This is a genomic window from Paraburkholderia sp. BCC1885 (genome assembly GCF_900996235.1).
Classification (GTDB): domain Bacteria; phylum Pseudomonadota; class Gammaproteobacteria; order Burkholderiales; family Burkholderiaceae; genus Paraburkholderia.
Genome location: NZ_CAAJGM010000247.1, coordinates 1 through 12,815, shown reverse-complemented (window position 1 = coordinate 12,815; position 12,815 = coordinate 1). Strand labels below are relative to the sequence as shown.

Sequence of the window (12,815 nt, the reverse complement as noted above, 5' to 3'; positions counted from 1 at the left end):
TAGATCGTGTCCACGATCGCCGATCGTGGACACGATCTCCCTTGATCTACACGGACTCCAACACGCCATCACCATCATGCCTTGCTCGCGCGCGCGTGAGGACACGGCCCAGCCGAGCCGCTTACGTTTCGGACGTTTTCCTTACACCATCAACGGCATTGGTCTTGCTCCGAATCGGGGGGCGCCGAAAGTACGCGCCATCCAGATGTCAATATTTGTTGTGCTGAAGCTCGTCATCGAGTCGGGTATTTACGGCTCTACCGTCTTGGCTCGGAATATGAGCTCGTCCAGGGCGAGCCCGACGGTTATCAGCAACCTCCCGATGAATGCGACGGTTCTGAGTCGCGAGGCTGTAGCGGACGACAGCACGGCGCGGATGCGTTGAATCGCCCTGCGCGTAAGCTCAGCGCTGATTCGTCTCGTGCTCCTATCTGGCCACCCGAATGGGTCGCCGCGACGCACGTCCTGGTCCTTCGCTCACTCCCGCCTTGACAAGCAAATCGATGTACTCAGGGGTCCTGTGCTCGAGCCATGTCCGAATTGCCGGCTGCGAAAGAAGCAGACGTCCGAGTGCAAGGTGAAGCGTTCGCTCCACGAGCATCAGGGGATGCGCGGGACCCAGCAGGCCGACGATGCGAAGGGCCAAGTGCAGCTTGCTTTCGTATCGCCCGAGGCTCGCAACATAGCGCTGGTCGCGTTCCACGCGCTGGTTTTTGAGAATCAGTTCTTTCGCTGGCGTTACAGCGAGGAGTGCCAACGCGAAATCTTCACTGAAACAGCAGGTCTGATGCATGAGGGCTAGCACCTGGCGCCGTCGGAAGCAACCCATACGGGCGAGGCACTCTGACGTGCGTCCTGGTAAGTTAGCTGGTGCGCGGGAGGCCTGTTCTGCCTGCTCTTGTGCAGCAGCCACCGCTTTGGCACCAGTCTCCAACTTTGTAAAAGGACCGCTATCTTGGGTCGCATGGACGATTCGAGAAATGAGCATACGCGGAATTTGCGTGATTCCCGCCTGGTCGATCACGGCAATGAAACCAGTGTCACGAAGCAACTCTCCGAGTAGTCGTCGCAAACGCCAGTTCTCTTCAGCGACGTGCGCCATCGTGTCTGCAGTCCGCCCTGCGCGAATGCTTTGTGCTCGAATCACTTCCCGCATCCGGTCAAGCCTTGGCAGCCGGTGATATTGCGAAGCAGCCGATATAGTTCCGTCGGGCCCACTAGCGCCTCCTCCGTTACCATGTTTCATACCCGCTCCCAAAAGCTCCCGACCTGTGTCAGGTCGACGGCTTCAGTCAGGTCGAGCAGCAGCCGAAGGTCAGGGTGACGAAGCAGGCTAAAGTCCGCGGCGTTGGGACCAACGAGCGTCGTAAACTTGCCCGGCTCAATGCAACCGGCGGGGATGACAAAGAAGTCGTGGAACCGCGGACTACCTCGTGGCATCCGGCAATAAACGAGGAAGTCGATGTTGAATTCGTCCGGCCAGCGCGCGGTCCAGTACGGCGTTTTGCCGTCGACCATCCACGGCCCTCGCGCAACAATCTGGAACGTGAGCGAACTGTCGATGCAGAGCGTCAGCGAATGCTTTTCATATGTCGTGCGGTGACCTCGCTCTGTGAGCACGTCTCCTGTCGCGCGCGCAACGAGTGCTTCCGCACGATGTTCTATGTCCCGGTTCTGCTCGCGCTCAGGGTTCAGGTTCGGTGCGTAGCCAATTTCGCGATAGGCCGCATTCAGGCTCCCAAACTGCGCCATCACAGCTTGCACCGACGGCGCCCGGCGGTAATGCCTCAGCATGTGCTGATTAACCTTGCCGTACTTCAGCACGACCGACCGGAGACCATCGAGAAGCTCATCACGGCTTGGTCGTCGCCGGTAGCTGGCGAAACGCTTCTGCGCCTCTGTAAAGGTCTTACGGTCGACGATGGCCGGGAATGCGTCTGGAACGGTTATCCACTGCTCTTCCGGGACCCTGTGCCAGCCACCCGCCAGTTTTGATGACGTACGACTGTAGACGCAGACACCCATATATGCCGGGTTATGCAGAATTTGCGCGATGAATCTCTCCAACCAGGGGCGGCTATCGCCGTTGACCAGACCGAAGTCATTCAGTCTTCTGGCGATTTGCCTGCAGTCCGCCTTTCCCGATGCGTACCATTCGAATATCTTTCTGACGATACCGACCTGCGTCGCAGGCCCGGGCATCAACGTGATGCGGTCGGTTCTGATGCTTTTGTATTCGTATTTCTCGAGTGGGCGTATCGTGCCGCGCTTCTCTTCGTGCAGCACGCGCTGATACCCGTAAGGAGGGCGGCCGCAGACGTGATAGCCGCGCTCCGCAAGTACACAGTGTCCGAGGAAGACCTTACGCGACAGTTCCCTGCTGTACTCGCCGGCCATTACGCGCTTGAGCGTTTTCATGACGGGTGACATCGGACTCTGGTCGACCTCAAATGGCTCAGCCACATAGACGACTTTCACCCCGTGCCGCCGGCACAGGTATTCGTAAAAAGCTGATTCATCGACATCCTGAAACCGTCCCCATCGACTTACATCATAGACAAGAACAAGGGAGAACCGACGTTGCGGGTCCGCGACATCGATAAGCAACTGGTTGAGCGCTGGCCGCGCGCGAAGCGTCAGGCCACTGATACCGGCATCTTCGTAGTCCCTGATTACGCGAATGGAGTGTTGCGACGCGTATTCAGCAATCGCCTGCCTCTGGAATATCGGCGAGCACTGTTGCTGGTCAGTTGACATCCTGATGTACTGGACGGCGCGCTGCGGCGGATGCAATGGCTGGCGGCCGGGCGGGAGAGATGGCATGGCGCGTTCCCCTTGTGTCCACGCTTATGCATAGCTCATCCGACTGGAGTGTCAAGATATTCTCTTGGTCGCCCCCGGCGCGAACGGTCAGTGATCTGGGGATTTGCTGTCGAATTTCGTTTTCTGGGCCTGTCCAGCGGGATACAGCCAGCTTCGCCTTACCGACAGCTTTTTTGGGCCATATGGCAAATCCAGACTCACTCTCGCTCAGTGACTCGATTGTCGGCGGCGATTGCGTCCATAGTCGATACAAGGCTTGCGAGCAGATCGCCGTGATGGCGCCTCAAGTGGCCGTGGATGTTCTCGTTGCGAAGCAAACGGGCCATAAAGCTTTTGGCGACAACCAGCGACAGCATGGTGTCGCCGATTTCGTCCTCAACTGCCTGACAGTCTTGTCGAAGACGCTCCATCTCGCTTTCCATCTTCGCGAGATCCTCGGCTGATATTTCCTCTTTCTTTTTTCGCTTTGCGTCGTCGGCCAAGGCCTCGGCGCGCGTGGCGATCAGGATCAAGTCCGCGTAGGTCGCGGTGAACTTGTTTGCCGCGACCATCATTTCGGCCGCTTCGATTTGCCGGTATGGCTTCATTTTCTTCAAAACCGAAAATACCCGCGGTACTGCCTGCCGGTTCTTCAGGATAGTCGCAGCTTCTGGGGCAATGCCGTCAAGAAGATGCGCTCGCTCCCGAATTCTCCGGATGTCCATTCGAAGCACTTCCGCAATTCGCTTCTCTGACGCCCCCTTGTCCAGCGCGGCCCTAATCATCTTGTGCTCCTGAACCGCCGAGACGCGCGTGATGTGCCGGTTGAACGTGAAGCCTTCGTCATCGGTCGACACCATGCACGGAGCGGTTTCCCGGCCCAGATCCTTCAGCGCCTGCAAGCGCAGCTTCCCGTCCAGCAAATCGTAGTCGCCGAGCCGTCGGTGGGAGCGAAACACAGCGAGAGGCTCGATGACGCCTAGTTCGGCAATCGAACTGAGGATCGTCTTGTATTTCGAGGTCGCCAACAGACCCTTGGAAATTTGAGAACTTGCGATGATTCGTTCTACGGCAACCTCGATGACTTTGCCTTCGAATCCGTGTCTGACATTGCTCATGGCATAAGCTCCGGCGGTATGCGCGAGGCGACCGCCTCGGGAATGTCCTTGATACCCTCGGCCCGCAAGAGCGTCCTGAAATGCTCGTCGGACAGAAAGCGCCTCAGCGCCGAAGTGATCAGCAATAGCCGCTGTTCTTGCAGATTGGCATTCTGCACAACCATTTTTTGGCGGCGAACCTCGGTCTTGTATATGCGCAGCAGCTTTTGCGGTGTCGGCTTTTCACGGGGAACCGCGCGCCCATGCATCAATTTCCCCGACGACTCCCGCTTGCTAAGAAGCTGCCGCACCCGAAGCAACTGATCTCCGGTCAACGTCTTGGACTCGTAAGCGGCAACCATCGCAGTCTGAACCTCGTCGCCCGACGCGCGGGCGACTTCGACGGCGAGCCACAAGGGCATGACATGCTTTTCCACGGCCTGTATCAGCCGCTGCTCGCCCTTCTCCAGTAATTGCAGGATGCTGCTGATGTAGGAATTGTCCAGATTGGTTTTCCTGGAGATCTCTTCGGTCGTGTAACCCTTCGCGCGGAGGACCTGAAGGCCGCTCAACAGCTCGGACGTCGAGTGGCGTCGGCGCGCGATATTCTCCGTCAACGTGATAAGGAAGCGGTCAATCTCGCTGGCCTCGACAATTGAGCAAGGGATCATCGTCTCGCCAAGCGCCTTGAGCGCTTCAAGGCGTCCTTGCCCGCACAACACCTCATGCCACTCGCCCCCGGCGTCGCGGCCGCCATGCGCGACCGTGATAGGCCGTTTGAGTCCTACGGACGCGATATTTTCGACGAGTTGCGAGAAAGAATACGGATTTCGCGTTCTTGGATTCAGCACCCTAAGGCGCGCTGCTGGGATCAGGGCTATCTCGTCGCTGCGCGACAGCGCAGAGACAATCTTGTCGACGCGGTCATTCATAGCTGACTCCCTTTAGTGGAACCCGGCGCGCCAAATGGCACAGCATGCCCAGGTCATCGTACCGATACGCCTCGAACCCGAAATCGTTGTGGTCGCCCAGACGAACGATATCCGACGTGACGTCGATGGCAGGCAAAAGGTAATAGTCGCGGATCGACTTCGCATCGAGCTCCATCCGGACCGCGACTGTGATGTCGGGGCGCAACGCAGTGTCAAATCGAATGACCCAGCGATTCGTGCCCGCTTCGGTCGGCCTGCAACGCGAAACGGCCAGCGAGACCTTGAACTCTTCGTTGACCCACAGCAGCCCGGACGCGCGATCCCTCTCGACCCGCGCGCCCGTGTCGGACATCGCCCGCTCGGCGAGCGAGACGATCTCTGGATGAAGCTCGCGCAGCCGCCGGTTAATCTCGACATAGCGGTAGTCTCGAAAGGGCTTGTAGCCGATCAGGTCGTATGTTCGAAGCAAGCTGCCGAACCGGCTCGCGTAGGCGCTGCTCGACGGACAGCCCGGCGCCTCGTCAATAACAATGCCCGAGAGATAGCCGTTGCGCAGCAGCAGCCTGCGCAAGGCGTTCAACATGTCAGCATCGGTGAGGCGGTAAGATCGGGCCAGTATGATTTGGCGAGCGGCCTCGAAAATGATGCGGCTGACGATCGGCTCGAACGCGTTGTCCGCCCTGATCCATGACGCTGGGGGATTGCGGATACGCTCCTGTTTGAGCTTGAACGACACGCGGTTCCAAACGTTGTCCCCAACGTATTTGTCGTTAATGAGAATTTGATGAACGGTCCCGCGAGTCCATGGGACGCCGCGGTCGGTCCGAATGCCCACCTCGTTCAGCGCCGCGGCGATCTCTGACTCCGAACACCCCTCCTCGACGAACTGGCGATAGATGCCCCGCACAGTCGCCAGCTCGTCGGCTGGCCCTGGAACGAGGATGACCCGGTCGGTCTGAATGGCTTTGTGCTCTCCGCGGATGAGCTCGCCCTTGACAACGCCGGCCTGGTCCACTCGAACGCGACGCAGGCCATAGCCTGCCGGTCCGCCCTGCCGGAAGCCATTGCGGATGTGCCGGCATTGGCCCGCGTGAACCTTGACGCTGAGCTCCCGGCTGTATTCTCCCGCCATCGTTCGCTTGACGCTCTTGATGATGCTCGAAACAGGACTGCCGTCATTCTCAAATTGCTCCGCGCAGTAAAGTACCTTCACGCCTGCGTGCTTGCAGCGGATTTCATAGCTCGCGCTCTCGTCGGGGTCTTGAAAGCGTCCCCAGCGGCTGACGTCGTAGACGAGGATTACCGAGAAGTCCGCAGCCCCCGACTCTGCGTCTCGCAGCAACGCCTTCAGTGAGTCTCTTCCGTCGAGGCGCAGCCCGCTTTTGCCTTCATCCGCGTAGACGCGGACAACTTCGAGGTTTCTGCTTTCGGCGAACGTGAGAATGACGTCCTTCTGATTTTCGGTTGAGTATTGTTGATGCTCCGTCGACATCCGCACATAGGCCGCCGCGCGGCCTCGGCCACCGGTGTCTTGCGGGGATTTATTGCGCGATGTTCGTTCCACCCTGCCTCCCGTGAACCGCCAGGGGGCGGCTCTTGTCGCTGGACGCTCAGTCACGAGGAGACAGGCGGCCCTGTTTCGTCGCTTGCGTTCAGGGAATATAGTTTTGGAGGCGCGAAAAATGTTGCCGACAACACGCAAGAATTTGCGCGGGAAGAAAGAGGAGATTGGCGCCGAATATCCCATGGCGATCGCCATGGCGCTCAAAGAAGAATTCGGAGGCTCCCGACAGTCGATCAAGAAACTCTCCCGGTGGACAGGCGCGAGCGAAAGAACTGTCCAGAATTGGCTGGGTGCCGTGCGCGGCCCGAGCGGACCGCATCTGGTGACTTTGGCGAAACACTCACCGGCCGTTCATTTCGCCTACCTGTCGATGACCGGCAGGGTCGATGGCCCGGCATCGGACATCAATGCATCCGTGGCGTTGCTGAGGGAGGCACTTGATCTGCTTACCGCCTGTCGCTTTTCTTAGGCGCGCATTTCACCCATGTCATTGTCAGGTTGTCGTCCACCGGCTGAGACCCCGAGACAATGGCGGTCTGGCTTGTTTCAACGACGCCAGATACAAAACGCATCTGTTCTGCGGCGGATACGAAGCGTCTTTGCACGCGTCAAGGTCGGAGATGAGAACGGTCACGTTAGGTTGATCGGGTGATTCGAAGGTTAAAGTAATGACGGGGAGGGCGAGGCGAAAGGGAGAACCAAAATTCTAGGTGACAACGACGGATGACAAGCGCTGCCCAATATTTGCGATTGTCAATGATCTGTCAGGTGCGGTCGATCTTCCGAAACTGGCCGACTGCTGCCTGTCGTGGACAACTCGTCCCACGCCGCCCAATCCAATACTATGGGCTTCTCATGGCGGTGAGGAGCCAACGACTTGCGGGTAGGTATGACAAGGCAAACGCACTGGCAATGACGCAATCAGCTAGGCGACGACACTGAATTGCTGCTGTTCAAGCGAAATCGTTTCGACAATTGTTTCGAACTCAGCCAGCAGGTCTGGTTGCCGCTGCCGCAAGTATTGAGCTACCAGTTCGTTTTCCAGAAGTTTGGCGAGATATCCCTTTGCCAGCACCAGATTCAGTACGTCCTGCCCGTAGGTTTGCTCGACAAGTTTGTATTGCCCCTGCAGGTTGCTCATCTCGCGTTCCATCTTCGCCATCTGCTCAGGGGTGACGCCCATCAGCTTCGGTGGCTTTTTGCCGTCGACCAGTCGCGCGGCAGGCGTCGCGACGAGGAGCGCCTCGGCGTACGGGACGGTTACGTTGTTCGCCGCTATCATCAGTTCGACGCATTCCACCTGCCGCGTCGGCTTCATTTTTCGAACTGCGCGGACCAGTTCCACCGAGAACTGACGATCGCCCAGGAGTTCGGCAGCCTCAGGGCATATACCGTCTAACAGTGAAAGCTTCTTGAGAATCTGGGACACGTCCATGGCGAGAGCCTTTGCCAGCCTCTCCGGCGATACGCCGCGCTCGACGACACGCCGGATCATATAGTGCTCCTGGATTGTGGACAGCCGATTTACACGATTGTTGTAGGTATAGCTTTCGTCGTCGGTCGCAACCAGACAAGGTGCCTCGACCAATCCGAGTTGCTGCATCGCAATGAGGCGCAGATGACCGTCAAGAAGCAGGTGTTGTCCCGTGCTCTGGTGGGCGGCCGTGACGGACAGCGGCTCAATCAGTCCGATTTCCTCGATCGAGGCCTTGATCTGTTTGAACTTGCGGGAATCGATGATATTTGCCGGCGTCTTGCGCGACGGCAAGATGCACACTACCGCAACGGACAGAGGTTCGGGAATGAAACCGAGCGTCACGCCAGTCATGCGATGCTCCCGCCCGGCCATACTCGCTCGGCAAGATATTTGGGCAATGTCGCGAGCTCTTCCGCGCGCAACAGATTGACGAAGTTTTCATCCGCGAACATTTGCCGGAGTGCGCCAACGACGAACATCAGCCGTTGCTGCGCAAACTCGGCCTTTCGCACCATCGACTTCTGGCGTTCGACTTCATGCTGGTACGTCCGCACCAAACTCGACGTCGTCACATCCGCGAACTTCCTCGACATATTGCGAGCTGCCGAACGCCCAAGGGTCTTTCTTCGCTCGATGATGCGGCGTGCATCCATCAGTTGTTTGCCTCGCAATTTGCCGGACTCTTAAGCCTCCTGCAGAGCGGCTTGTATCGCTGTGTCGTCGTCACCGGCGCCGACAATCGTGAGCGCGGCGTTAAGTGGAATCCGTCCCTTCTCAACTGCAATGACCAGGCGCTCTTCACCGTGATGCAGTAGCGTCAGGATGCCCTGGACATAGGATTGGGTCAGCCCGGTTTTTTCCGCGATCAATTTTGGGGCATAGCCTTGCTCCTGCAACTGCTGGATGCCGGTGAGGAGTTCGAGTGGTCGGCACTGGCGCCGCGCGATGTTCTCGGCGAGGCTCATGATGAACGCGTCTTCGTCGCTGACGTCGACGACCAACGCAGGGATAGTCGTTTCGCCCAGCGACCGGAAAGCCTTAAGGCGTCCTTCGCCGCATACGAGCAGGAACTTCTCGACACCATCTGCAGTAGCACGCGGGGTGACCTTGATCGGCTTTTTCAGGCCGATCGCCCCTATGTTGCCGACGATTTCATCGAAGACGTGACCGTTACGCTCGCGCGGGTTGATGACTTCGATCTGATCGACCGGAATCATCCGGACCTCGCCCGGGGCATGCTGCGGGCTCATGCTACTCTCCGAAGCTGGGCGCGCTCGGCCATGCCGTACAGATAGTCCAGCGTATCGAAGCGGTAGCTCTCGAACTCAATCCCGTTCTGGTCGGCAAGGCTGATGCGGGGCTGACCGAAATCCAGTCGCGGTAGCAGGTAATAGTCGAGTGCCCCCGAGTTCGCGTGATCGAGCCGGACGGCTACAGTGATATCCGGCAGCAGACTGGTGTCAAACCGGACCTTCCAGTGACTGCGACCATTGTCGTGCGTCTGGCAGCGGGCGAGAACAAGGCAAGCCGTGAACTCGTTATTGACGGTGAGCATGTCGGTGGCGGGGTCGCGGAGTACTGCGCTGCCGAGATCTGCGATTTTCTTCTCCGTCTGCGCAACGATTTCGGGATGCAGTTGACGGAGGAAACGGTTGGTCTCGAGATAGCGATAGTCGCGCCCGGGTGTGAAGCCCACCGTCTGGTACGCGCGTATCAGGCTGCCGAACCTGTACGTGTAGACGGAGCTTGATGGCATGCCATCCGTCTCGTCAATAACCAGACCGGAAAGGAACCCACGGTCACGGTAAAGGTTGCGCAGGCGCTGAATCAGCTCTTCATTCGAATAGCGTCGGGCGCGCGCCCGCATGATGCCCTGCGCTGTGTAAAACACTTCGCTTGGAACGATAGACTGAAATGCTCCTTCCTTCCGGATCCACATATCCGGCATGTTCACAACGCGCATATTCTTGAGTTTGAACGATACGCGGTTATAGACGTTGTTGCCGATGTATTTCTCGTTGGTCAGTACCTCCCGTACGGTCGCCCGCGTCCATTCCCGATCGAGATTTGTGCGAACCCGTATGCCATTCAGTCGAGCCGCAATTTCGTACTCGTTTAACGATTCATCGATGAACCAGTTATAGATCAGTTTTACGATCTGTATTTCGCTCTCGGGCCCTGGCATCAGGATGACCCTATCGGTTTGCAGGCTCTTGTGCTCGCCCCGCTGAAGTTCCGCTTTCATGATCCCGTGCTGATCGATGAGTACGCGACGTAGACCATACCCCGCCGGTCCTCCCTGCCGGAAACCGAGTTCGATCAGTCTGCACTGGCCGGCAAACACCTTGGCTGACAGCTCGCGGCTGTATTCACCGGCCATCGCACGCTTTACGCCTTTGACGATAGTCGAGACCGGCGAACCGTCGTTTTCAAACTGTTCGGCGCAGTACGCCACCTGTATGCCCGCACGCGTGCAGATGTATTCGTAGTAGGCGCTTTCATCCGCGTTCTGGAATCGCCCCCAGCGACTCACGTCATAGACGAGGATCACCTGAAAATCTGCGCCGCCGCTCTCGACATCATGGATCAACTGCTGCAGCGCGTGTCGTCCGTCGATACGAAGACCACTCTTGCCATCGTCCGCGTAGGTTCGAACGATATTCAGGCCCCGGCGTGCTGCGTATTCGCGGATCCGGTCGCGCTGGTTTTCGGTGGAATATTGCTGGTGCTCGGTCGACATCCGAACGTATTCAGCCGCCTGTATCGAGGGTGCCTGCGCGGCAACGGCATCGCCTGTGTGAACGAGTGACACAATCCTGCTCCAGCCAGCGTCGAATCCTCGCTCACGCAACCTACGCGTTCGGCAAGGCGCCGGGCAACGGAGGTCTGACCTTACACGCCAGTGCATCGTATGCGCTTCGGCGTCTGATTGAGAGCGGGTACAAGGCAAAGGTAGCAGGCCCGGTGCGGAAGTCGATCACATCATCTCTTTGCAATCACGTATGGGTGGCCCGTTCGGTGCCGATAGCACCGCGATATGGACGGTGCACGCGTTCATCTTTGCAATGCCGGTTTCCACAGCGCGGCGCAGTATGTAGAAGCCGGATGCGAGCGGCCGCAGCGGCGGAGACGCGTCCATGTTTGCAACTGGACTGGAACTTCGCTGCGCGTTGCGATTTCGTTGCATTGCGCAATTGCGCTCGCGATACGCCGGATGCGTCGAGCGGTAATGACGCCAGTAGTCCGGATTACGGGCTCTCCATCTCGCCTGCGCCCGTGCCTGGTTGTCGCGATAGTCGGCGTCACTTTGCAGGCGCTCCCGTTGCCAGCGCCGTCGCCGTTCGCGCTGGCATCCCGCTGCTGAGCAATACCGCTGATTACGGACCTGCAAGAGCGGATGGAAAGGATTGCCGCAGGCGAGGCAAAGGCGGGTCGGTTTCATGATGGTGTTCGATGTCGTGAATGAAACGGGTGGGCGTCGGCGACTAGGAATTACCTGAGCAGAGCAAGCGACGGACAATCGTGGAGGGTGCGCCGGCCCGGATCCGGCTTTCAGTGCTCGCGCTCCGTTCATGCTAAGCCGCCAGACGCGCGACTTTCATAGGCACCCCCGACCCTCACAGACCTTCCCTGTGTGCTGAAATCGCCGGATTTTGCGGCGTCAAATTGGGGGGCGCACGAAAACGCTACTACTTTGGCGCAAATGTAGGCCAGTCTCAAGAATTCCGTCACACCCGAGAGGAGCTCTGTGGCGCGACTTCGCGTAAGTCTTTGATTTTTTGTCTACGCCGTCGCATTAACTCTGGCGCCCTACGGTAGGTAGTCGCATAACCTGAGAAATCGAGGCCCATAAGTTGATAAACTTGTGGGCTTTTTAATGTCGATTAAATGGGCCTATTGTTGCCGGCATCGCTCGATGAAGAAGGGCGCGCCGCACTTTCGTAAGTGTTTGCCGAATTTGTCGAGGGGAAGGCACCGTAGAGTCACGCACCGTTGAAGAGGTGCGGGAGGTTTGACGCTTTAGCTTTCATACTATGCCGCGCCCATGCTTGGCGGGGAAAATATTTCCTGCCACTACGAGCCAATCAATAAAACAAGAAACATTTTCCGAGAATGCAAAACGCATTAATTCGCGCAAATTAAAATATGCATAAGATTTAACATTTTAATTCCGATATTAATTTGCTTCCCTCCCGAAATGTTTTGTAAAATCGCCGCGATAACGCGGGGGCGCGTATTGAATAAGAAAGGCGGGGCGTCATGGGAGCGCAGGACTTAATCAGCACAATCACGGGTGGCCTGTCGCAGAGTGACCGTCTGCTCAAACTGGACACGCCGCTGGGCGCGAACACGCTGGTCCCGCAGCGGGTGGTGGGCCGCTCGCGCCTGGGCCGCCACTTCGAATTCACTGTCGACGTGGTGTCCACCAGCGGCAGCGTCGAACTCAAGACGCTGATCGCCCAGCGCGTGACGCTGTGGATCCAGCAGACCGACAAATCCTACCTGCCGCACAACGGCTACGTGCACACCGCCCGGCGTTTGGGTTCCAACAGCGGCCTGACGAGCTACCAGCTCGGCTTCGCCTCCTGGATGCACTTCCTGAAGTTCCGCCGCGACCAGCGCATCTGGCAGGACAGGAGCGCCGACGACATCATCACCGACGTTTTCAACACGCATCCCCAGGCCCAGGGGTTATTCCAGTTCGCGCTGTCGAAACCGCTGCCCGCGCGCTCGTACTGCCGGCAGGACGAGGATGACTGGAACTTCGTGCACCGGCTGCTTGAATCCGAAGGCCTATATGGATTCTGGCAGCAGGCGCAGGACGGCAGATCGCACACGCTGGTCATCACCGACCGGCTCGCGACGCTCGATGCGCTGTCGCCCGAAACGGTGCCGTTCTACCGGGCAGGCACAGGCAGCGAGACGGACGCGCTCACGCAGTG

General features: G+C 58.3%; 10 protein-coding genes and 1 pseudogene. 4 read left to right on the top strand and 7 right to left on the bottom strand.

Annotation, left to right across the window (positions count from 1 at the left end):
- Both FQ755_RS31970 and FQ755_RS31965 read left to right on the top strand, forming a co-directional pair.
- On the top strand, nucleotides 1–385 hold a 385-nt coding region (locus tag FQ755_RS31970; protein WP_222105810.1), incomplete at its 5' end, for a hypothetical protein.
- Nucleotides 386–577: 192 nt separating this feature from the next.
- A complete protein-coding gene (locus FQ755_RS31965) occupies nucleotides 578–802 on the top strand; it encodes a hypothetical protein (RefSeq protein WP_144160694.1) in 225 nt (74 codons plus the stop codon).
- Between the two features lie 440 nt (nucleotides 803–1,242).
- Here the strand turns inward: FQ755_RS31965 and FQ755_RS31960 are convergent, their stop codons facing one another.
- From FQ755_RS31960 to FQ755_RS31945, 4 genes are all read right to left on the bottom strand, one after another.
- Nucleotides 1,243–2,823, bottom strand: coding sequence for a recombinase family protein (locus tag FQ755_RS31960; protein WP_144160691.1), 1,581 nt, complete (start codon nucleotides 2,821–2,823; stop codon nucleotides 1,243–1,245).
- Nucleotides 2,824–3,020: 197 nt separating this feature from the next.
- Entirely contained in the window at nucleotides 3,021–3,920 is a 900-nt protein-coding gene (locus FQ755_RS31955) for a plasmid partitioning protein RepB C-terminal domain-containing protein (protein WP_144160688.1), read from the bottom strand.
- Entirely contained in the window at nucleotides 3,917–4,831 is a 915-nt protein-coding gene (locus FQ755_RS31950; RefSeq protein ID WP_144160685.1) for a ParB/RepB/Spo0J family partition protein, read from the bottom strand. The genes FQ755_RS31955 and FQ755_RS31950 overlap by 4 nt, the downstream gene beginning before the upstream one ends.
- A complete protein-coding gene (locus FQ755_RS31945) occupies nucleotides 4,824–6,395 on the bottom strand; it encodes a recombinase family protein (RefSeq protein ID WP_409937792.1) in 1,572 nt (523 codons plus the stop codon). Before FQ755_RS31945 ends, FQ755_RS31950 begins: the two co-directional genes overlap by 8 nt.
- A gap of 118 nt (nucleotides 6,396–6,513) precedes the next feature.
- Here FQ755_RS31945 and FQ755_RS31940 point away from each other — a divergent pair, with 118 nt between their 5' ends.
- Nucleotides 6,514–6,864, top strand: coding sequence for a hypothetical protein (locus FQ755_RS31940; protein WP_186308719.1), 351 nt, complete (start codon nucleotides 6,514–6,516; stop codon nucleotides 6,862–6,864).
- Between the two features lie 456 nt (nucleotides 6,865–7,320).
- Here FQ755_RS31940 and FQ755_RS31935 read toward each other — a convergent pair whose 3' ends face one another.
- From FQ755_RS31935 to FQ755_RS31925, 3 genes and pseudogenes are all read right to left on the bottom strand, one after another.
- Nucleotides 7,321–8,223 (bottom strand): plasmid partitioning protein RepB C-terminal domain-containing protein, encoded by a 903-nt coding sequence (locus FQ755_RS31935; protein ID WP_144160679.1) that lies wholly within the window; start codon nucleotides 8,221–8,223, stop codon nucleotides 7,321–7,323.
- Nucleotides 8,220–9,122, bottom strand: a pseudogene (locus tag FQ755_RS31930) (plasmid partitioning protein RepB C-terminal domain-containing protein). Before FQ755_RS31930 ends, FQ755_RS31935 begins: the two are co-directional and overlap by 4 nt.
- Nucleotides 9,119–10,684 (bottom strand): recombinase family protein, encoded by a 1,566-nt coding sequence (locus FQ755_RS31925; protein WP_409937791.1) that lies wholly within the window; start codon nucleotides 10,682–10,684, stop codon nucleotides 9,119–9,121. The pseudogene FQ755_RS31930 and the gene FQ755_RS31925 overlap by 4 nt, the downstream one beginning before the upstream one ends.
- Nucleotides 10,685–12,132: 1,448 nt before the next feature.
- Here FQ755_RS31925 and FQ755_RS31915 point away from each other — a divergent pair.
- Nucleotides 12,133–12,815: type VI secretion system Vgr family protein (locus tag FQ755_RS31915; RefSeq protein WP_186308718.1), on the top strand; the 683-nt coding region annotated here is incomplete at its 3' end.